Below are 18,963 nucleotides of genomic sequence, written 5' to 3'. Positions count from 1 at the left end.
TCAGACAGCCCCGATTTTTTCGACTTCGCTTCTAGCTGTTTTAGGTACTTTAATCGCTACGATCGATACCACTATGGCTCGGTCTGGCCATATTCCCTCTGCTGACTAAGCAATGGGTCGTTCTGTGAAGTAACTTTGCCAAAGGGGCCACGTCGGTAAACGACACCCCCTCAAAGTAACGAACTTCGAGCGACCATTGATTCACGCCGCAATTGATGCGCGTGGGGGCAAATCGATGATGGAATTCGACCAGATTGAGATTGCGATTGTTGCGGAAGCGATACCTTCGATGAAAATCGCCGAGTTGCTCTCGTCGTGCGGCGTTTCGCAAGAGCACATTACCCTGATCCGGCCAGATGCCTGGCCCGAGCTGATTCGCAATCGATTTGCCTTGTGTATTTGGCGCGTAGCCAACCGCGACGGCGAGCCTTCGTTTCTGCCAGATCCGAAACGTACCCCCGAGTTCTTGGGCAACTGCTTGAACGTACGAATCGAAGACGAACCCCATGTTGGCGTTTCCCCCTATGTGCTGCGTTGGAACGAACTCGATTCGCCAGACTTTCGCGTCAAGATGCGTCAGCTAATGGAAGAAGCCCGCTTAAGACAGCACTTTCGCATGCACGAGCAGTGGTACCGATTGGCAGTAGCCGAAGCGAATGTCGGCCTATGGTGGTGGGATCGCCACCTCAACTTCATCTACCTCTCGGAACACTTCCAACAGATGCTGGGGCTGACGCACGAACAGCTTCCGGCCAACGTAGAACAATGGCTGGAGTTCGTACATCCTGAAGACCGCGACACGCTGTACGGCACCGTCGATATTCACTTCGACGAAGACGCCGGCCGATTTCAGGTTGAATGCCGACTAAAGCATGCCGATGGTGTTTATCACTGGTATAGCCTCAGCGGGCAACTCCGCTCGGACGATCTAAGCCGCTCGATGATTCTTGGTTCGGCAGTCGATATCACGCAGCGCAAAGAAGTGGAAATCGAACTGGCCCAGGCCCACAAACAAGCCCAAGCCGCCATCATCGCCAAGAACGAATTTTTGACGAACATGAGCCACAACATTCGGACCCCGTTGAATGCGATTCTGGGGCATGCCGACCTGATCCGCGATCTCACCAACCGTTCGGACACCAACGATTCGGTCGACGCGATCTGCCGCAACAGCCAAGAGCTGATGAAACTGCTCGACGATATTCTGGAACTGTCTTGCATTGAAACCGTCCACCCAGTCGCCAAGCTCGAAAAGACCTCGATCCAAGATCTGGTGCAATGTGGTGTGGAAGTGTTTCGCCCGAAAGCGACCGAGCTAGGCTTGAAACTGGCGGTCAACCTCAACCCCGACACACCTGAATACTTGTTCATCGACTTCACACGCACCCGTCAAATCCTTTCACGCCTGATCGACAACGCGATCAAGTTCACACACGAAGGGGAAGTAGGTGTCGACATCCACTTCCATCGCTTCCCAACGCCGACCCTCGAATTAATCATTCGCGATTCAGGCGCCGGGATTCCGGCAGCACGGCTGGAATCAATCTTCGAACCGTTCAACCAGGCCGACAATTCCCCTTCGCGCAGCCATGCCGGACCGGGCCTTGGTCTTTCGATTAGTCGCCGCCTGGTGCATATCCTCGGTGGCTCGCTCGATATTGAAAGCGAAGTCGGTAACGGCACCTCGGTCCTGGTTCGGATTCCGGTCGAGGTTCCCAGCGAATCCATTTTGCCTGTCCGGCAGCCAACGTCCGATTCCAAGAAGCCCGAGCTCCCGAACCTGGATGGTTACCGCGTGCTGTTAGTTGAAGATGGTCACGACAACCAAGTCGTGATCTCGACCTTCCTACGGAAAGCAGGCGTCGACGTAACCCTTGCCGAAAACGGTCAGGAAGCGGTCGATTGGGTCCGCAGCCATCGCCAGGAATCCATGGCCGCCGGCGTGGAAGCCGACAACGGCGTGGATGTGATCCTGATGGACATGCAGATGCCCGTGCTCGATGGCTACGCCGCCACGCGTCTGCTGCGGGAAGAAGAGTTCACCAAGCCCGTCATCGCGCTGACGGCCCATGCCCTGAAAGGGGATCGCGAGCGCTGCCTGGAAGCTGGCTGCGACGACTATTTCACCAAGCCAATCAAACGAGCTGCCTTGCTTGAGATCGTGCAGCGATTCGGCGAACTCTCGCGTCAAGCGACCACCTCGACCTGCCAATAAGCCCAACCGTTGCCAGGCTGGGCCTCACCTGCGAGAATCGAACAAGTCTCGCCCTTCCCTGTTTCTTGAGGTTTGCCCATGCTCCGCGCCGCCGCGATGCTTTGCCTGTTCGCCCTTCCTGTTGCCACGCTTTCCGCGGAAGAGAAGCCTGCCCCGGCTGCAGCCAAGGTCCAGAAGCTGTTCGATGGCAAGACACTCAAAGGATGGAAGGTCAACGACGAAGGCTTCTACGAAGACCACGGCGAAGTGACCGTTAAGGACGGAACGATCCAGCTCAGCAAAGGGGATCCGGCCACCGGCATCGTGATCGACGGCAAGCCTCCGACGATGAACTACGAGGTTCGCCTGGAAGCGATGCGGGTGAAGGGTTCCGACTTCTTTTGCGGCCTCACCTTCCCAGTCGGGGAAGCCCATCAGACGCTGATCATTGGCGGCTGGGGTGGCGGGGTCACCGGAGTGTCCAACATCGATGGCATGGCGGCCGTCGAAAATGAAACCACCGGCTACACCGAATTCGAGAACAACAAGTGGTACAAGATCCGCATTCGGGTCGAACCCACCAAGGTGCAAGTCTGGCTCGATGACGAAAAAATCATCTCGTATAACCCGGAAGGACGCCAACTTGGCATCTGGATCGAGCAAGACACGACCAAGCCGCTGGGCATCGGAACCTGGAACACCGGGGCCGCTCTGAAGAACATCGAGCTCGAAACGCTGTAGCCCCTCTGCAAGGCGGCACGGGCATGTCCGCCGATAAATTGCTATGCACATCCGTACAGTGCGATATAATGCCCGGGATGTCGCTCCAGCTTTTTCATCCTGTTGTTCAGGCCTGGTTTACCAAGCGGTTTGGAAAGCCGACCGATGCGCAAAACGCGGGTTGGCCTTCGATTGCCGAGGGACGCTGCACGCTCATTGCCGCCCCGACCGGTTCGGGTAAAACGCTTGCCGCCTTCATGGTCTGCCTCGATCGGCTCTTCCGACGTTGGCTGGCCGGAAAGTTGCTCGATACCACCTACGTCGTCTATGTCTCGCCGCTGAAAGCCCTCAGCAACGACATCCATCGCAACCTCGATATTCCGTTGATGGAAATCTGCGAGATGGCCGAGAGCATGGGGATGCTCCCGCCACAAATCCGCACCGCGGTTCGCACCGGCGATACCCCTTCGTCGCAGCGACAAGCGATGACTCGGCGACCTCCGCACATCCTGGTCACCACGCCAGAGTCGCTTTACCTGATGCTCACGGCCGAGCGAAGCCGGAAGACGCTGCGGCATGTCGATACGATCATCGTCGACGAAATCCACGCCCTGGCACGCGACAAGCGAGGGTCTCACCTGACGATCACGATGGAACGGCTCGAAGCCCAATGCATCGAGCCTCCCACACGCATTGGCCTGTCCGCCACGCAGAAGCCGATCGAAGAGATCGCCTGCTTTCTGGTAGGAGCCCAACGCGTCGATGAAGAGGGCGTGCCCGACTGCTCGATCGTCGATGGTGGTCACCGCCGAAAGCTTGACCTGGAAGTCAGCGTCCCCCCTTCTCCGCTGGAAGCAGTTTGCTCCAACGAGCAATGGGGCGAAGTCTACGACGATCTGGTTAAACTGATTCAGTCGCATCACAGCACGCTGGTCTTCGTCAATACGCGTCGCATGGCGGAACGGATCGCCCACCGGCTGACCGAAGTCCTCGGCGACGAAGTGATCACCAGCCACCATGGCAGCCTCTCGAAAGAGATTCGCCACTCGGCCGAGCAGCGGCTGAAAGAAGGCAAACTGAAAGCGATCGTCGCGACCGCCTCACTCGAGATGGGTATCGACATCGGCTACATCGACCTGGTCGTACAGATCGGATCGGCCCGCAGCATTGCCAACTTCCTGCAGCGTGTTGGTCGCTCGGGCCACTCGTTGACCGGCACCCCCAAAGGACGCCTCTTCCCGCTGACCCGCGACGAACTGGTCGAGTGTTTGGCCTTGATGCGTAGCGTCGAACGAGGCGTCCTCGATCGGATCGAGATCCCGGTCGCGCCGCTCGATATTCTGGCCCAGCAAATCGTGGCGGAGGTGGCTGCCGAAGAACAGGACGAAGCGGCGTTATACGAACTGATCAAGCGCGCGTGGCCCTATCGCGACTTGACGTATCAACGCTATCAAGACGTGCTCGAGATGGTCAACGAAGGGGTTACCCGTTCGATCAAGACCGGGGCGCACATCCACCGCGATCGGATCAATGGCAAGCTGCGGCCACGTCGCGGAGCACGGATCAGCGCGACGACTTCTGGCGGCGCGATCCCTGAGATGCCGATATATCGGGTCGTCACCGATCCTGAGAAACAGGTCGTCGGTACGGTCGACGAACACTTTGCCGTCGACAGCAAAGCAGGCGACGTCTTTCTGCTCGGCAACACCTCGTGGCGAGTGCTGGCGATTCGCGGCAGCGACGTGATTGTGCAAGATGCCCAAGGCCAGCCGCCGAGCGTTCCCTTTTGGTTTGGCGAGTCGCCTGGTCGTTCGATCGAGCTCTCGAAGGAAGTCGCCGATCTGCGGGAAGAGATTGCCGAGAAGATCGTCGCCGCCCAGAACGATCCCTCGCGCGAGCGATTCAAGCTACAAGCCCAGGACGGCAGCCTGTTGGAGTCGTCGTTCGATCAAGTCGATGTCGAAATCGTGCGTTGGGTCGAAGGGGAATGTCACGCGACCACGTGGGCCGCGATGCAAGCCGTCCGGTACATTGCCGCCCAATACGCCGCGATGGGGCTCGTTCCGACACAGAAGCAAATTGTGTTCGAGCGATTCTTCGACGAAGCAGGCAGCATGCAGTTGGTCGTGCACTCGCCGCTGGGAACGCGAATCAATCGTGCGTGGGGGCTCGCCTTTCGAAAGCGGTTCTGTCGCTCGTTCGACTTTGAACTGCAGGCCAGCGCTGACGACGACGGCATTGTTCTCTCGCTCGGTCCGCAGCATAGCTTCCCGCTGGAAGATATGTTCAAGATGCTGAACTCGAACAACGGCCAGGCCTTGCTCGAACAGGCACTCCTGGCGTTTCCGATGTTTCAGATTCGCTGGCGTTGGAACGCGACCCGAGCCTTGGCCATCTTGCGATTTATGGGAGGCAAGAAGGTTCCGCCCCACATGATCCGCTTCCGCTCAGACGACCTACTGGCGGCGGCCTTTCCCGATCAAGTCGGCTGCCTCGAGAACCATAGCGAAGATATCAAATACCCCGACCATCCGCTCGTTCAGCAGACGCTGCACGACTGCCTGACCGAAGGGATGGATGTCGAACGCTGGAAAGACTTGCTGCGTGCGGTCGAGGCAGGCGAAGTGCAGTTTGTCGCCCGGCAAACACGCGAACCATCGCCCTTCGCCCACGAGCGAATCAACGCGAACCCTTATTCGTTCCTCGATCCGGCCGGGCTCGAAGACCGCCGCACGCGTGCCGTCACGACACGTCGCACATTGGCCCCCGGCGAGATGAAAGAACTCGGACAGCTCTCGCCCGAAGCAATCGCTACGGTGCGTCGCGAGGCCTGGCCGACGGCTCGCGATCCGGACGAACTTCACGATGTGCTCAGTTCGATGATCGCTTTGCCTGCTTCCCAAGGTCAGGAATGGCAAGACTTGTTCGACAAGCTGGTCAAAGCAGGCCGGGCCACCAGCTACGTGCGTGAAGGGCACGAGCCAATCTGGACCGCGACCGAGACGCTTCCGATTCTGACCGCCGCCCTGCCCGGCGGCACGGCGAAGCCAGCGGTGAATGTCCCGGCCGATGTCGCCAAAGAGATGGAATCGCATGAAGCGTGGGTCGAACTGGTCCGCAATGTTTGTCCTTATCTCGGTCCGTTTTCGACGGAAGAGCTCGCCCAGTCATGGGGCCTGAAGCATTCGAGCGTGATGGCGGCGTGCGAATCGGTGGAAGCAGAAGGCGTGATCTTGCGAGGTCACTATTCGACCGAAGGCTCGACGCACGAAGGGGACCTGCAGTGGTGCGACCGCCGATTGTTGGCTCGTATTCATCGCTTGACGGTACATGGTCTCCGCCAGCAAATTCAGCCGGTCGAACGAGACGTCTTCCTTCGTTTTCTGGTGCGGCACCAGAACCTGCAACGCGAAACCAAATCGACCGGCGCCCGTGGGCTGAACGCGGTGATGGGTTTGCTGCAAGGCTTTGAGGCGTCGGCCGGTAGTTGGGAACGGAGCCTCATCGCTGGTCGTATGGACGACTACGATCCTGACTGGCTCGACGATCAACTGACTTCCGGCGAATTGATCTGGGGACGCCTCCGTCCGCCGCAAGGCGATGCCGAAGAAGGCCCCAGCATGGCATCGCTGCGGCGCAGTGTTCCGATGGCGATTGTTCGCCGCGAAAACCTTGGCTGGCTGATCCCGGACGTTCGCCAGGCTGCCGATGCGTTGGCTCGGGGCAACGCTCAAGACGTGCTCGAAGCTCTCAAGGCTCGCGGGGCATTGTTCCATCAAGACATCCGCGTTCTGACCAAGCTACTGCCAACGCACCTCGACGAAGCACTGCGGGAACTGGCCGCACTGGGGCTGGTGACCTGCGACAGCTTTAGCGCCGTGCGAACAATCGTCGACGAGTCTGGCGCAAAGAAGTCTCGCAATCGCCGTAAGAGCAACGCGACAGCCCGGGCCGGTCGCTGGTCTCTGTTCCCCGGCATCGTCGAAGAAGTGACCGCCGAAGACTATTTGCATCGCTGGTGCATGCAGTTGGTGGCCCGGTACGGGGTGCTTTTCCGCGACCTGCTTCATCGTGAAACGGCGGCTCCTTCGTGGGCTCAACTGGTACCGATGCTTCGCCGAATGGAACGCCGTGGCGAGCTGCGTGGAGGTCGTTTTGTGAAAAATGCCGGCGGCGAGCAGTACGGCACCGAACAAGCCATCTATGCCCTGCGTAAGCTTCGTGAGGCCGCAGCCGACGATCCTTGGGTCGCGGTCAGTGGCACCGATCCTTTGAACCTGGCTGGAGTTATGTCCGACGACGCCAAGGTTCCAGCCATCCACACGAATGCTTTGATCTGGCAGAACGGCCAACTGGTTGCCTTCAAACGCGGAGGCGAAATCCAGTTCCTGAAGCAGGTCGAACCGGCCGAGCAAACCGAGATGACTCGGGCCCTGCACGCTGGTCGTCGGCTTCCGCCACAAACCATCCCGATCGGATTCCCTCGCCGGCGATCAACCGCCAGCTAGGGGGATTCTGGGTGGATGGTTGCATCGTCGACCGTGGCAAACCACAATGAATCGTCCCTCTCCTTTGCACTTTCACCCCCCAGATAAACTACCGGGAGTTCATCATGCAGCGTCCCCTTGCCCACGCAATTCTGGCTGCCCTGTTCGCAGTCGCCGCTCCGCTGGCTTTGATTGCCGCGGACGACACCAAGACCTATACCACCCAGGACGAAGCGCCAGCCTCGTACCAACTGCAGGGCGAGTACACCGGTACCGTCAGTGCGGATGGCGAGCAGAAGAAGTACGGCGTCCAGGTGATTGCCCTGGGTCACGATAAGTTTCAGGCCGTTGCCTACCCAGGCGGTCTGCCAGGCGATGGTTACGACGGTGGCGACTACGGCGATCTGCTGAAGTCGGAAGGCACCGCCAGCGGTGACAAGGTCGAATTCAAAGGCATGCACTTTGTGGCCACGCTGACCCCCAGCGAAATCAAGATCGTCGGCGAAGATGGTACCGAAGTCGGCACGCTGAAGAAGGTCGTTCGTAAGAGCCCAACCCTGGGTGCCAAGGCTCCGGAAGGTGCCAAGGTTCTGTTCGACGGTTCGAGCGCCGAAGCTTTCGAGAACGGCAAGATCGTTCAAGAAGACCTGCTGCTGGCCGACTGTGCGTCGAAGGACAAGTTCGGCGATCACCAGCTGCACCTCGAATTCCGCACGCCATTCAAGCCAGACGCTCGTGGTCAGGCCCGTGGTAACAGCGGCCTGTACGTCCAGAGCCGTTACGAAGTTCAGGTCCTCGATTCGTTTGGCCTGTCGGGCGAAGACAACGAATGTGGCGGTATCTACAAGATCTCGAAGCCACAGGTCAACATGTGCTACCCGCCACTTACCTGGCAGACCTACGACGTTGACTTCACCGCCGCGAAGTACGACGCCGAAGGCAAGAAGACCGAGAACGCTCGCGTAACCATCAAACACAATGGCGTTGTCATTCACGACAATCTGGAACTGCCCAGCAACACGCCAGGCCGTCACCAGGAAGGCCCTGAAAAGGACGCGATCTACCTGCAGGGTCACGGCAATCCAGTCGTGTACCGCAACATTTGGGTTGTCGAGAAATAGTCGTTTCTCTGACCGAATGCTCTCATCGAGCTTTGGAATTTTCGGCAAGCAGGCGTCTCCTCACCCGACTGTCTGCTTGCCGATTTTCCATCTCGCCTTTCTCACTCCCCTTCCTTCCTCGTTGAGCCTGCCATGATTCGCCCCAGCGTCGCTGTCGTTCTGATTGCGTTGTTTGTCTCGTTCGCCGCGGCTGAAGATCCGATCAAGCCAATCCCGCATCGCTTGCCCGCCCCAAGCAATTACAAGCTGCCCGAAGAAACCCGGAAGTCGCTGGAAGCAGACCTGGCCAAAGCGGTCGAAGCTTGTGCCAAAGTCGAAGACCACGCCCTGGCTGCCGATGCAACCGTCTATTGCAAGGCAGTTGAATACGCCTTGAAGCACAACGAGTTCTACGGCGAAGGGGACATCAAGAAGGCTCAGGCCTGCTTGATCATGGCCCAGAATCGTGCCGCCAGCCTGGCCGCTGGCAAAACGCCTTGGAAAGAACAATCTGGCTTGCTGGTTCGTGGCTATACCAGCGACGTCGACGGAAGCGTTCAGCCGTATGGGCTGGTCATTCCGAAAGAGCTCGACCTCAGCAAGCCACAGCCGCTCTACATCTGGCTGCATGGTCGCGGCGACAAGTCGACCGACATGCACTTCATTCACGAACGTTCGACCAAAACCGGTCAGATTTCGCCAGAAGACGCGATCGTGCTGCATCCGTTTGGCCGGCAGTGCATCGGCTTCAAGTCGGCGGGCGAAATCGACGTGATGGACGCCATCGAGGCGGTCAAACAACAGTACAAGATCGACGATAAACGAATCGTCCTGATGGGCTTCTCGATGGGGGGCGCTGGCTGCTGGCACATCGGTGCCCATTATGCGGAGAACTTCGTCGCCATGAGCCCTGGTGCCGGCTTCGCGGAAACGGCCCGCTACCAGAACCTGAAGCCAGAGAACTTCCCGCCACAGTACGAGCAAACACTGTGGAAGCTGTACGACGTTCCGAACTACACGACGAACCTGTTCAACTTGCCGGTCGTTGCTTACAGCGGCGAGAACGACAAGCAGATCCAAGCGGCTCGCGTGATGGAAGAAGCCTTCAAGAAGGAAGGCCAGCAGCTCACCCATCTGATTGGCCCCAAGATGGGTCACAAGTACGCTCCGGAAACGCTGGAGCAAATCTTGAAAATGGTAAAGCTGGCCCGGGACGCGGGTCAGGAAGCCTACCCACAAAACGTCAGTCTTCAGACGCCGACGCTGCGTTATGGTTCGATGCACTGGGTCGAACTGCTGGAGTTGAACCGTCATTGGGAAGACAGCCGCGTCGGTGCCTTATGGAAGTCGGACGACGAGCTGTTCGTGGTGACGCGTAACGTGGCCCGCATGAAGCTCGACGTCGGCGACAAGAAGAAATTCAACCTCGAAATCGACGGCGACAAACTGCCGGTCGATCTGACGCAGGAATCGGCCGACGCGATCTATCTGACCAAAGGCGAACATTGGAGCGTCAGCACCAAGGACACGCCTGCCAAGCAGTTGATCAAGTCGCCAGGATTGCAGGGCCCGATCGATGACGCGTTCTATGGACCGTTCCTGGTCGTGTTACCTTCTGGCAAGTCGTCCAACGCGGTCGTGCAGCGTTGGGTCGATTTCGAGTCAAAGCATCTGGCCGATCGCTGGCAGGCGTTGTTCCGCGGCAAGCTGCGAACGAAGCTCGACAAAGACGTCACCCCCGACGACCTGAAGAAGTACAACATCGTGGCCTGGGGTACACCAGAAACGAACTCGATTCTGAAGAAGAGCATCGACAAGCTTCCGCTGAAGTGGGACGCCCAGGAAGTCGCTATCGGCAAGCATACCGCCGACGCCGCCAACCATGTCCCAGTGATGATCTACCCGAATCCGTTGAATCCGAAGAAGTACCTGGTGATCAACAGTGGTCCTACCTTCCGCGAAGATCATGACCGCACCAACAGCCTGCAAAATCCGAAGCTGCCTGACTGGGCGTTGATCGATATCTCGCAGCACCCGGACGGCTCGGCCCCTGGCAAGGTGTTCGCCGCCGACTTCTTCGACGAAGCCTGGCAGCCTTAAGCCGGGCGAAGCGATTGACGCAAATGGGCCTCGAACTGATCGAGGCCCGGCGTGACGAGGTTCGGCACCTTGGCGGTATCGTCCCAGATCCGCAGCTCGATCGCCGCTTCGTAGTGCGGGTTCGCTTCAAACTCTTTTACTTCGGCATCCGACATCGGCCCCCCTTGCAGACGCAAGCTGACCTGCGAGGGCTCGCTGAGCTGGTCGTGATATCCTTCTCGGGTCGCACACAGGTAACGCTTTGCGGCGACATGCAGTCGCACTGGCTCGTAGGTCTCGGGACCGAAGTGCGTCTTCAGGAAGTGAAAGCCGACGTTCTCGTGATGATCGTCGATTCCCTGCTCAGGGGCATCGTCGGGCAGGTCGTGCAGAAGATGCCCCACGTCATGCAACAGCGCGGCAGAGATCAACTCGGACGAAGCATTCTGCTCGAGACCCAACGTTGCCGACTGCAGCGCATGTTCAAGCTGCGTGACCGCCTCGAAGCCATACTGCGAGCTGCCTCGCTCTTGAAACAAAGTGCGGATCGCGGTGACGATATCCGCAGCGTTTCCATCCAGATACTCTCGAGCCACGCTCACGGCCATTCTCCTTCGGGCAAACCTACATGGGACTTGACACCATGGATAAAGCACGCGTGACTAACAGTCAACAGACGTGAATACAATTGAAAGAAAAGTTAACAGGCGCCGCCCGTCGCAGGGCTAGTTCAAGAAGTCCTGGCCAGCGAGCGATTCTTGCTCGGGCGAGGCGACATCCTGGGGCGAATCGTAAGTAGGATCTTCGTCGACAAACGACGCTCCCACTTCGTAACACGACTTGTTCAGTCGTCGGCAGCGAATCACCGTGCAGGTCAGCCGCTGGGCCGAGGTCCACAGCGTGACTTGTTCGCCAGGATAAAGTTCGGTGTCGTGAAGAAAACGAATCCCCGTCGACGAGATATCGACCGAGTAACCGACCACGTATTGATGGTTCCTCGGAACGGTTGGCAGCGAAGCGAACGATTCAATCAGCAATTTGCCCGGGCAATAGACGCGAGCCGCACGGCGCATATCATTCGACTGCGACGGCAAGACACCACGACGATGTTCCAGGTCGGCAAACTGGTCTGGCAGCTGGATCCGGCAACGAAGCCGATCCAACAGCAGCTTCATTTTTTGAGAATATACTGTTTCCAACATCGGTACATCTCTTGATCCAGGCCGTCCGACAAATGTTCGTCCATCATCGAGATTGCCTCGTGCAATGGATAACGTTTGCGGTAGGGCCGATTGCTGATAAGCGAATCGAATACGTTCACGATACTGCACAGGCGTGCCCAAGGATGAATTTCGTCGTCGCACGCGCCGACGGGATAGCCTCGTCCGTGCATCCGTTCATGGTGTTGATAGATCACCATCAACTGGGCGAACGAGATATCGACGCGACGGCAAAGCCGATTGAATCCCAAGGCAGGATGTTTCTGGGCGACGCGTTGTTCGCGACGCTGAAGTCGATCGTTCTTGGAAAGAATGCGATCGCTGACCGAAAGTTTCCCGATGTCGTGCAGAATGCCAGCGGTGGCAACGGCTGGAAGTTCTGCGTCTGGCACCAGGTGAATCTTACGCGCGAGGATCACCATCATGTAGGCAACATTCAGCGAATGGGTCGCCGTCTGAAAATCGTGGTGCATCAGCGAGATCAGATCGCCCGCGGTCATCTCGTCTTCGCACAGCACTCGCACCGCCAGTTGGCCGATCTCGGCACTGGAAGAAACGATCTCGTCGGTGTTGTTCACCTCGAACGCCGAAGACAACACTTCGGTCACGATATCGTTCAATTTACGGAAGCGATCTCGGATGCCGACCGAGTCGTCGCGGACGAGGGCGTCCAGCTTGCGACGAATGACCATCTGCATTTCTTCCGGATCGATCTCGGCCGCGTAAAGCCAGTTGATCTGGGCCTCGGAGAGCTTGTTCAAGTCGTCCTGGGTGATCGGAACGTTCGCGGCGCGATACAACTGCAACCGGCCCGTGTTCAGGTCGCGTCGGTATAGATCTACCGCAGGCACCTCGTCAGGCGTCATTAGCGCCATCGGAACCGGCGTGTAGCCGTGGCACTGGGTGGCAATAGGTGTAGTTACAGACATGCTTGTTTCTGGCCGAGTTCAGATCCAACACAGGAAAACTTCGGCCCCAGATATCCCGTTGCCGAATGCTTCTTAAAGGTAGGTCATTGTGAGCCGGCCCGTACTGCGGAAAAACGTGTCGATACGGGAAAGCGGATGATTCTTCCGCGCAAGTTGGGCTCAAGATCGACCATCTGAAGCGGTCGTACCGGCTGTAACGGCCAACACAGCACGTTTCGGATCGCCGCATCTGCGTGAAAACCGTGTCTAAGCACTGCACAATTCCGGCAATCTTGGCTATTGGCCGAAGTGCAATTGGCTCCCCAGCACCATCTCGATCACCAGTCGGCAGATCAGAAACAGAATGATCACGGCGATCCCCCAGGTCAGCGACTGGTTCATCCGGTCGATCCGCGTCATGCCGAGGGCGTCGATCCAAGAGGGAGGCGGCGTTCGCTTGAGGTTCTCCGGGGTCGCCTTCCAAAGGGGATTGATCGACCGCATCGCCGCGAGCCACCAACCCGGGAACCCGGCCCAGCGCAGTGGTCGCATTGTCTGCTGCGGTTGCCCATGGTCGACTCGTTCTTCGACAACGTGTCCTTGCAACCACTTGGCGAACGCGAAGTACCAACTATGCGGTTCTTCACCGATCGGACCGTACGGCCCCATGTACTCGTTCAGCTTGGGTGTCCGGCGAAAGATCGCGTTCTGCGATTGCAGCCGCTGTATGCTTCGCGTCAGTGCCCAGCGCTGCATCAGGCAGAACGTCATCGCCGTGACCGTGCACCAGAAGATCATCCCGTCGATGCCACCCAGCGCCAGGTAGATATGCGTCCAGCGACTAGCCAGGTTATTGACCTGCGGAGCATAAAATTCGTCGTAGCGGAATCGCAGGAACTCTTCGATCTCGTAATCGGTATGAGCCACTTTGAAGAAGTTCGCGGAGATCTCTTCGACCTGCCGCGGGATGGGACGTTCGATCAACTCCTTCGCCGACTTGAAATAGCCCCCAACCGTAAATGGGATCGCGAGCAGCCCGAAAAAGAGACCGACCAGGGCCAGGTTTCGCCAGGTGTACGTTTGCAGCAGCCGCGTCCAGGGGTCGTTCGCTTTCGCATCGAACTCGCCGCCGGTAACGAACGTTTCGTCCAGCAGCAGGCCAATCGTCCCCCGCAGATCGCAGTTGCCAAGGTTCGCTTGTCGCAAGATGGCCGCGGTGAAGTCCGCTTTCTCGCAATTGGCTCCGTGGGCCGATGCCCCGTGCAGATTCGCCCGCTGTAGGTCAGCTTGCTTCAGGCTGGCATTCTGCAGATTGGCATAGTTCAAGTCGGCATCGTTCAGGCTCGCCCCATCAAGACAAGCCGAGTCCAGGGTCACGTCGGCCAGGTTGGCTCGCTCGAAGTTGGCCCTGGCCAGGTTCGCTCCGGTCAGGTCGGCCGCCACCAGTTTGCCACGGCCAAAGTTGGCCTCGGCCGCTTGGATTTGTTTTAGCTTCGCGGAGGTCAGGATCGCTCCGGTTAGATTTGCCTTTTCAAGATTGGCACTCCGAAAATTCGCATGATCGAGGTTACAATCTTGCAGATCGGTCTCGGCCAGATCGGCTTCGGCGAAATCGCAGAACGAGAGATTCGCTTCGGTCAGGATCGCTCCGGCGAGACGGGCCCCCCGAAAATCGCTGGCGGCAACGGTCGCGTCGCGAAGCACGGCCCCTTCCAGGTGAACGCCTCGCAGGTCGGCGCTTCGCAGCGAAATGCCTTCCAGGTGAACCACTTTGTCCTGCGGCTGGTCCCCTTCCAGGGCCTCGTGCCGCCACAGATTCCAGTCGCTAAAGCGCTGCGGATCGGAACCAGGCCGGCGAAGGCTTTGCTCCAACTGAACCAGGTGCAGCCAATCTCCCGTGAAATTGGGATGTTTTGCCTTTAAATCGGCCAGAACGGCAGGCGTCAGCTTGCCTTCGTTATAGGCCGTCTTGGACGCGGAAGCGGATTCCGCAACAATTACCGAAGATTGCGACTTGTTCATCTGGGCGATGGCTTCACACCGGCAAACAGACCCCACAAACGTGTTAGTTCCTTTGGACTCACCAAGATACGGTCCGAAGAAAAGATTCGATAGTCGCACTCGATGAAGATCGTGTTACGTCTTTTTTGAAACCTTGCTTTCCAGCGAAAACTGCCACCGTGCCTCCTGTCATTACCATTCAGAACGCAACGAAGCGATTCGGTCACAAAACGCTCCTCGACGGCGCTACGGCCGCCATCACCGACGACCACAAAGTGGGCCTGGTCGGCCGCAACGGGGCCGGCAAGTCGACCCTCTGCCGAGCGATCCTCGGTGACGAGGAACTAGAAAAAGGGGAGGTGGTGCTGCACCCCAAGACAAGACTTGGTTACCTTCGCCAGCACGACCCGTTTGTCCCTGGCGAGACGGTCGTCGAGTTTCTGATGCGCGACAGCGAGCAGCCCGACTGGAAGTGTGGCGAAGTCGCCGCTCGGTTTGAAATCAAAGGGGCGATGCTCGACGTTCCGGTCCACAGCCTTTCTGGCGGTTGGCAAACGCGTGTCAAGCTGACCGCCCTGCTGCTGCACGATCCGACGTTTCTGATCCTGGACGAACCGACGAACTTCCTCGACATTCGTACCCAGATGTTGCTGGAACGATTCTTGAAGAGCTACAAGGGTGGCTATCTGATCGTTTCGCACGATCGAGGTTTCTTGAAGCAGACCTGCAACCAAACCTTGGAACTGTCGCGCGGTAAGCTGACGCTTTACCCTGGCACGATCGAATCGTACATCGAATATCGCGAAGAGCGAAAGCAACACGACCAACGCGTGAACGCCGCTACCAAGGCGAAGCAGAAGCAACTGCAAACCTTCATCGATAAGAACCGCGCCGGTGCCAATACCGCCGCCCAGGCGAAGAACAAACAGAAGCAACTCGACCGGTTGAGTCTGCTGGAAATCGAAGAAGAAGAAGCAAGCGCCTACATTCGTGTTCCCCAGGTCGACCCTCGTAAGGGAACCGCGGTCCGCTGCGAAGATCTTTCGATCGGCTATCCCGATAAGCTGATTGCGGACGGAATTACCCTCGACATCGAACACCGTGCCCGCGCGGCGGTGGTCGGTGATAACGGTCAGGGTAAGACGACATTCCTTCGCACGCTGGTCGGTTCGCTCGATCCTAAGGCAGGCGAAGTGAAATGGGGCCATGGCACCGAAATCGGCGTCTACGCCCAGCATGTTTACAGTTCGCTACCGGCGAACGACACCGTCGAAGATTACCTGCTGAGCGTCCGCGATCCGTCGATCAATCATCAGCAACTACTTAGCGTCGCTGGTAGCTTCCTCTTCCGTGGCGAAGATGTGAAGAAAAAGGTGAAAGTGCTCAGTGGTGGCGAGCGTGCTCGACTTTGCCTCGCCGGCTTGCTGCTGGGCAAATACAACATCCTGATCCTCGACGAACCTGGCAACCATTTGGATGTCGAAACGGTCGACTCGTTGTGCGAAGCTTTGGACGATTACAACGGCACCGTGATCTTCACCAGCCACGATCGCTACTTCGTCCGCCGCATCGCCACGCAGATTATCGAAGTGGGTGGCGGCAAAGTGACGCACATCCCGAGCGACTACGAGCATTACCTCTATCGCCTCAGCCAGGAAATCGACGACGAAGATGGCAACGTTGCCGCCGGTCAAAGCGGTGGCGATAACCGCGACGGCGACCTGGCCAAAGAAGAACGCAAGGCGCGTAACCAACAGGCCCGTGCCGCCCGGAAAGAGCTGAACAAGCTGGAAAGCAAAATCGCCAAGCTCGATGACGAACGGAAGGCTCTGAACAACAAACTGCTGACCGTGACCGACGCCGCCGAAGCCCAGAAAGTCCACGCCCGCTTCACCGAACTGGCCGACGAGATCTCGGAACTGGAAGGCAAGTGGCTTGAGTTCCAGGAGCAACTGGAAGGCTGGGACGAGGGTTAATTGTTGGCCGCTTCGAGCGGGTCAGCGTCCGGGAAAAGACCTGAGAAAAGAGGATTTGAGAGTCTTGGTCTCTTTTCTTCTATAAACACCGAGAAGGCGAAGACGAACTTTTTCACGATTGGAGGAGAAGAGTGGATTGAAGTTGATGGAGACTCTAGCTCTGGACCGGTAGCTCAGCCACCTTCATTCGCATTATCGAAGGCTCCCAAATGAAAGACTTCTGTCGTGGCAATTTCAAAACACTAAATCGTTTGTGTATCTCCATGGTCTCGGGGTGTATAGGCATTCTTGCTGGATGTGCGCCAAATACTGCAGTGGAAGGCTACCTGCAACCTGTCAACTGCCTAACAACAATTGAATGCGATAGATTCTTCTATGTTGACGACTTTCAAGGTACAATCTTGGCGATTGAGGACAAAGGTTTGCCTTCGGAAGATAGAAGGCAAACCATTGCCAACTCGGACCATGTGTACAACATTCTAATTCAATCTGATGATCATTGCTTTTTCCTGGTCACCTCGTTTCATTCTGGGATTCATGCCAAGGGGGATATAGAGCCATTGGTGGGTCGCAAAGCATCTTTTCCCCACGAACTATGGATAAGAAAGGACACGGCGTTCACGGACTAAGCAACCACACCCATAGGGCGTGGTTTTAAAGAGATTAACAGAAGAGATTAAGGGGCTAAGACTCTTTCTTCTTTTGCGTCGCAGGTTCACACTGCTGAGGGCAGCCGTGGCACACCTCGGAAAGCCTGGCAAAAGGCTAAAATTAGCAGTGCCACCCAGCCGCGATTGGCAAAAGGTTCGGCCATACTTACCGCTCAGCTGCATAGTGATCTTCTGCCGTCTGCTGTCCGATATCATGCATCGTTGCCGCATAGATAGGCTCATCGTCCTTGATGGCCTGGAAAAGAAAGACCGTGTCATCCCAAGACAAATACTTTTTTGTAGTTGCGGTGTTGGGCAGGTAGAACTGTGCCAGGAACTGCATAGGGTTCCCATCGAACAAAGGCCATCTCACTGCTCTCTCGTGACGTTTGGGCAGTGAGATCTTTTGCCGCTCCGACTTATCGACTTCTTTGACAGATAACGTGTCACCTGGTACCCCGCTCTCGGAATACGCCACGTTTCTCTGCTGAAATAGTCGGTGCATCTTCGTTTTCGAGTCGCTGGGATCGACGATGAGAAAATGCAGGAAAAACCCGGAGGAAGGGTCCGTTAGTCGCTTGTCGTTGTCAAAACGCACGCCCAGCAGGAAGATCTCCTTACCTGCTACGTTATTGCACGTTCCGATAAAGACGGGTTCCGGAGCGTATCCCGCTTCCCACTTTACCGCCTTCGTAGAGTCGGCGGGCGGAGGTGTAATTTGCTGCGGCATCGCAGCTTCAACGGTCTTAGGGGCTGTTTCAAAACCTACGTAAACAAATGAGCCCGCACGCTACATGTATGAAGGCTTGGTAAATCCACGAGTGATGTTCGTACCGCACGACCAGTCGACGGAAGTTGCCGATCCACGAGATCGTTCGTTCGACGATCCAGCGGCGGCGGTATCTTCTCAGCTTTCGGCCATCCTGCCGAGGCTTTCGTTTTCGGTTCCTGCGGTGTGGGCAGACCAGTTCCCAATTCTGCTCGGCCAGGTCGTCTCGAAGTTGGTCGCTATCATACGCTTTGTCGGCGACCACTGGCGTCGGCTTCTCGGGGAATTTCGCTTTCTGGAGCGTCTCTTCGGCCAGCTTCACTTCCGCCTTCGACGCCGAGTGGACGGAACATGCCAGAGGTACTCCTTGGCCATCTGCCACCACCATCCACTTTGTACCTTTTCCACGTTTGGTTTTGCCCACGTCGTGGCCCCTTTTTTTGCTGGAGCGAAGCTGCCGTCCATGAAGATCTCATCCCAGTTGATGCGGCCTTGTTCGTCGAGCTCATCGATGAACGCATGCCACATATCGACGAAGACGCCTGCTTCCTCCCACTCGGCCAATCGTCGCCAGCAGGTGCTGGGCGATGGATACCAATCCGGCAGATCCTTCCAGCGTGCCCCGCTGCGAAGCACCCACAAAATGCCTTCAAAACAGGCCCGATCATCCGCCCGAGGTCTTCCACCCCGGCGAGTTGTCGGGACCTCTGGAATGAACGGCTTCACCATTTTCCACTGCTCGTCGGTGAGCAGAACCTCACGCTTTCCAGCCATCGAAGGACTCCTTTCGATGGTAGGTGTAACGCAAATCGTTGCCTGGCGCAAGCTTATAACGTCAGGGTTTTGAAACAGCTTCTAG

The 18,963-nt window shown here is 57.5% G+C and carries 14 protein-coding genes; 7 read left to right on the top strand and 7 right to left on the bottom strand.

All coding sequences use genetic code 11. The features are described 5' to 3' along the window. Nucleotides 1-235: 235 nt before the first annotated feature. The 5 genes from AB1L30_RS06445 to AB1L30_RS06425 all read left to right on the top strand — a co-directional run bounded on the left by AB1L30_RS06445 (nt 236) and on the right by AB1L30_RS06425 (nt 10,601). Complete coding sequence (locus AB1L30_RS06445; RefSeq protein WP_367012613.1) at nt 236-2,215, top strand: ATP-binding protein; 1,980 nt, start codon at nt 236-238, stop codon at nt 2,213-2,215. Between the two features lie 78 nt (nt 2,216-2,293). Further along, nucleotides 2,294-2,935 (top strand): DUF1080 domain-containing protein, encoded by a 642-nt coding sequence (locus tag AB1L30_RS06440; protein ID WP_367012612.1) that lies wholly within the window; start codon nt 2,294-2,296, stop codon nt 2,933-2,935. A gap of 77 nt (nt 2,936-3,012) precedes the next feature. Continuing rightward, entirely contained in the window at nt 3,013-7,422 is a 4,410-nt protein-coding gene (locus AB1L30_RS06435) for a DEAD/DEAH box helicase (RefSeq protein WP_367012611.1), read from the top strand. 104 nt (nt 7,423-7,526) lie between these two features. Beyond that, nucleotides 7,527-8,522, top strand: a complete 996-nt coding sequence (locus tag AB1L30_RS06430) for a DUF1080 domain-containing protein (protein WP_367012610.1) — start codon at nt 7,527-7,529, stop codon at nt 8,520-8,522. Nucleotides 8,523-8,654: 132 nt separating this feature from the next. Beyond that, nucleotides 8,655-10,601: a prolyl oligopeptidase family serine peptidase gene (locus AB1L30_RS06425; protein ID WP_367012609.1), complete on the top strand. Its 1,947-nt coding sequence runs from the start codon at nt 8,655-8,657 to the stop codon at nt 10,599-10,601. Here AB1L30_RS06425 and AB1L30_RS06420 read toward each other — a convergent pair. The 4 genes from AB1L30_RS06420 to AB1L30_RS06405 form a co-directional block, all read right to left on the bottom strand. Continuing rightward, the gene (locus AB1L30_RS06420; RefSeq protein WP_367012608.1) at nt 10,598-11,182 is read right to left on the bottom strand and encodes an HD domain-containing protein; all 585 of its coding nucleotides are present in this window, start codon (nt 11,180-11,182) and stop codon (nt 10,598-10,600) included. The two genes, AB1L30_RS06425 and AB1L30_RS06420, sit on opposite strands and share 4 nt — an antisense overlap. A gap of 123 nt (nt 11,183-11,305) precedes the next feature. Further along, complete coding sequence (locus tag AB1L30_RS06415; protein ID WP_367012607.1) at nt 11,306-11,782, bottom strand: PilZ domain-containing protein; 477 nt, start codon at nt 11,780-11,782, stop codon at nt 11,306-11,308. Next, nucleotides 11,752-12,729 carry an HD domain-containing phosphohydrolase gene (locus AB1L30_RS06410; RefSeq protein ID WP_367012606.1) on the bottom strand — a complete coding sequence of 326 codons (978 nt, stop codon included), beginning with the start codon at nt 12,727-12,729 and terminating at the stop codon, nt 11,752-11,754. The genes AB1L30_RS06415 and AB1L30_RS06410 overlap by 31 nt, the downstream gene beginning before the upstream one ends. A 276-nt stretch (nt 12,730-13,005) precedes the next feature. Then, nucleotides 13,006-14,730 (bottom strand): pentapeptide repeat-containing protein, encoded by a 1,725-nt coding sequence (locus AB1L30_RS06405; RefSeq protein WP_367012605.1) that lies wholly within the window; start codon nt 14,728-14,730, stop codon nt 13,006-13,008. 158 nt (nt 14,731-14,888) lie between these two features. Here AB1L30_RS06405 and AB1L30_RS06400 point away from each other — a divergent pair, with 158 nt between their 5' ends. Further along, entirely contained in the window at nt 14,889-16,685 is a 1,797-nt protein-coding gene (locus AB1L30_RS06400; protein ID WP_367012604.1) for an ABC-F family ATP-binding cassette domain-containing protein, read from the top strand. A 209-nt stretch (nt 16,686-16,894) separates the two neighbouring features. Continuing rightward, nucleotides 16,895-17,314 carry a hypothetical protein gene (locus AB1L30_RS06395; RefSeq protein WP_367012603.1) on the top strand — a complete coding sequence of 140 codons (420 nt, stop codon included), beginning with the start codon at nt 16,895-16,897 and terminating at the stop codon, nt 17,312-17,314. Between the two features lie 187 nt (nt 17,315-17,501). On the opposite strand, the gene AB1L30_RS06390 is transcribed toward AB1L30_RS06395, so the two are convergent. From AB1L30_RS06390 to AB1L30_RS06380, 3 genes are read right to left on the bottom strand one after another with little or no spacing between them, the layout of a single operon-like run. Then, complete coding sequence (locus AB1L30_RS06390; protein WP_367012602.1) at nt 17,502-18,065, bottom strand: hypothetical protein; 564 nt, start codon at nt 18,063-18,065, stop codon at nt 17,502-17,504. Nucleotides 18,066-18,093: 28 nt separating this feature from the next. Further along, the gene (locus AB1L30_RS06385) at nt 18,094-18,492 is read right to left on the bottom strand and encodes an IS5 family transposase (protein WP_367012601.1); all 399 of its coding nucleotides are present in this window, start codon (nt 18,490-18,492) and stop codon (nt 18,094-18,096) included. Beyond that, nucleotides 18,423-18,878, bottom strand: coding sequence for a transposase (locus AB1L30_RS06380; protein WP_367012600.1), 456 nt, complete (start codon nt 18,876-18,878; stop codon nt 18,423-18,425). The genes AB1L30_RS06385 and AB1L30_RS06380 overlap by 70 nt, the downstream gene beginning before the upstream one ends. Nucleotides 18,879-18,963: the final 85 nt, after the last annotated feature.

The organism is Bremerella sp. JC817 (assembly GCF_040718835.1).
Taxonomy (GTDB): Bacteria; Planctomycetota; Planctomycetia; order Pirellulales; family Pirellulaceae; genus Bremerella.
The sequence above is the reverse complement of the archived record's forward strand: the minus strand, read 5'-3'. Positions and strand labels throughout refer to the sequence as shown.

What these genes read in the sequence shown, in the direction of transcription:
- AB1L30_RS06445 (WP_367012613.1), top strand. Translation starts at nt 236, where the DNA reads ATGATGGAATTCGACCAGATTGAGATTGCGATTGTTGCGGAAGCGATA.
- AB1L30_RS06440 (WP_367012612.1), top strand. Translation starts at nt 2,294, where the DNA reads ATGCTCCGCGCCGCCGCGATGCTTTGCCTGTTCGCCCTTCCTGTTGCC.
- AB1L30_RS06435 (WP_367012611.1), top strand. Translation starts at nt 3,013, where the DNA reads ATGTCGCTCCAGCTTTTTCATCCTGTTGTTCAGGCCTGGTTTACCAAG.
- AB1L30_RS06430 (WP_367012610.1), top strand. Translation starts at nt 7,527, where the DNA reads ATGCAGCGTCCCCTTGCCCACGCAATTCTGGCTGCCCTGTTCGCAGTC.
- AB1L30_RS06425 (WP_367012609.1), top strand. Translation starts at nt 8,655, where the DNA reads ATGATTCGCCCCAGCGTCGCTGTCGTTCTGATTGCGTTGTTTGTCTCG.
- AB1L30_RS06415 (WP_367012607.1), bottom strand. Translation starts at nt 11,782, where the DNA reads ATGTTGGAAACAGTATATTCTCAAAAAATGAAGCTGCTGTTGGATCGG.
- AB1L30_RS06410 (WP_367012606.1), bottom strand. Translation starts at nt 12,729, where the DNA reads ATGTCTGTAACTACACCTATTGCCACCCAGTGCCACGGCTACACGCCG.
- AB1L30_RS06405 (WP_367012605.1), bottom strand. Translation starts at nt 14,730, where the DNA reads ATGAACAAGTCGCAATCTTCGGTAATTGTTGCGGAATCCGCTTCCGCG.
- AB1L30_RS06395 (WP_367012603.1), top strand. Translation starts at nt 16,895, where the DNA reads ATGAAAGACTTCTGTCGTGGCAATTTCAAAACACTAAATCGTTTGTGT.
- AB1L30_RS06390 (WP_367012602.1), bottom strand. Translation starts at nt 18,065, where the DNA reads ATGCCGCAGCAAATTACACCTCCGCCCGCCGACTCTACGAAGGCGGTA.
- AB1L30_RS06385 (WP_367012601.1), bottom strand. Translation starts at nt 18,492, where the DNA reads ATGGTGGTGGCAGATGGCCAAGGAGTACCTCTGGCATGTTCCGTCCAC.
- AB1L30_RS06380 (WP_367012600.1), bottom strand. Translation starts at nt 18,878, where the DNA reads ATGGCTGGAAAGCGTGAGGTTCTGCTCACCGACGAGCAGTGGAAAATG.